Source organism: Methylobacterium ajmalii (assembly GCF_016613415.1).
In the GTDB taxonomy this organism is placed as follows: domain Bacteria; phylum Pseudomonadota; class Alphaproteobacteria; order Rhizobiales; family Beijerinckiaceae; genus Methylobacterium; species Methylobacterium ajmalii.
In genome coordinates, this window is the sequence record NZ_JACWCT010000169.1 from 7954 (window position 1) to 9523 (window position 1570).

The following is a 1570-nucleotide window of genomic DNA, read 5'->3' on the forward strand; positions in this document are numbered from 1 at the left end:
CCGCCCGGGCTCGGCTACGCGCTGTTCGACTTCGCCGTGAACAGCGGGAAGAAGCGCGCGGTGATCGGGCTGCAGCGCGCGCTCAAGATCGCCGACGATGGCGCGCTCGGGCCGCTCACCCTGGCAGCAGTCGCGACGCACAAGCCCGCGGACCTGATCGACGCTTTGTGCGACGGGCGGCTGGCGTTCCTGCGGGCACTTTCGACCTGGCCGCGATTCGGCAAGGGCTGGGCCCGCCGGGTCGAGGAGGTGCGCAAGGCGGCGCTCGCCATGGCGTCCGAGCCCGCGACCCCGGCCGACCCCGCCAAGTGCCCGACCTGCGGCAAGCCGATCGCCGCCTGACCAACCTCCCGGTATCTCCGGGCAGTTCGACCCGCGCCGGCCGGGCCAGCCGAGCACCCCACAATCTGGACACCATCATGCACCGCATCTTCCTCGCGGCGCTGGCGCTCGCCTGCGTCTGCTCTCCCGCCATGGCCGGCGCCGGCCCGATCGCCGAGATGCTGCCCGGCGGCGGCAACCCGGCCCACGGCCTTGCCTTCGGGCTCCTGCTCATCGGCGCGCTGGCGCTGGCCGGCGGCCTCTGCCTCGCCGCCCGGGCCCGGCTGCCGATCCTCGGCATCCTCGTCGCCGCGCTGATCGCCGTCATCGCCGGGCCGGCGCTCGCCGCCGAACTCGCCACCGCGGACGCCACCCGCGTCACGCTGTCGGCCGCCCCCTGGATCGAACTCGTCCGGGAGATCGTCATCACCGCCGTCATCCCGGCGGTCGCCGCCTACGCGATCCAGGCCATCCGCAAGGTCTATCCCTGGGCCGCGCTGTTCCTGACCCAGGCCCGGGTGGAGCAGATGGCGAATGCCGTGACCGAGTACGCCATCAATGCCGTGCCGGGGGCCGTGAAGGAGGGCAAGCTGTCGGTCAACGTCGGTTCGCAGGTGATCGCCAAAGCCGTGCAGCGGGCGGTCGACGCAGCGCCGGCCAAGGCGATCGAGGCGGCCGGCGGGCAGGCCGGCCTCGCCGAGATCGTGTTCCGCAAGCTCAACCTCGAGGACAGCGCCAACGAGCGCAACACCTTGGCGCCCGTCATCGCTGCTCTGCCGGCGACGTTGCGGTAGGGCGGCCGCCATGCTCTTCCCCGCCGGCCCGAGCACGCCCGCCCACCCGGCGGGCGCCTACAGCTTCAACCGCCTGTTCGAGTGGGCCATGGCGGTCATGATGCTGCTGATCGCCGTGACGCTCGCAATGCGTAAGCGCTCGGTGAAGGCCGCCTTGTGGCTGTAGTGCTTTGCTCTGGATACAGGTGCTGGCGCCAGATGGCGCTGTATCGGCCCTGTGTCTGGACCTATGACCAACTCTCCTCACGTCGTCGTTGCGGGCACGCGCCGCGTCTGGTCGCCCGAGCAGAAGCGCGCCATCCTGGCCGAGGCGGACGACCCCGCCACGACCGCCTCGGAGGTAGCCCGCCGGCACGGTCTGCACTCCAGCCTGCTGTTCCGATGGCGGCGCGCCTTGCTGGCCGAGCAGCAGGCCTCGGCTGCCCCACCGACCTTCGTCCCGCTCGCCCTGCCGC

4 protein-coding genes are annotated in these 1570 nt (G+C 72.1%); all 4 read left to right on the plus strand.

The window, feature by feature from the left end:
• The coding region (locus HPY23_RS29965) for a putative peptidoglycan-binding domain-containing protein (protein WP_276530199.1) at positions 1 to 342 on the plus strand (342 nt) is incomplete at its 5' end.
• 77 nt (positions 343 to 419) lie between these two features.
• Positions 420 to 1115 (plus strand): hypothetical protein, encoded by a 696-nt coding sequence (locus HPY23_RS29970; RefSeq protein ID WP_200649723.1) that lies wholly within the window; start codon positions 420 to 422, stop codon positions 1113 to 1115.
• 10 nt (positions 1116 to 1125) lie between these two features.
• Complete coding sequence (locus HPY23_RS29975; RefSeq protein WP_200649725.1) at positions 1126 to 1281, plus strand: hypothetical protein; 156 nt, start codon at positions 1126 to 1128, stop codon at positions 1279 to 1281.
• A gap of 63 nt (positions 1282 to 1344) precedes the next feature.
• Positions 1345 to 1570: transposase (locus tag HPY23_RS29980; RefSeq protein ID WP_200649724.1), on the plus strand; the 226-nt coding region annotated here is incomplete at its 3' end.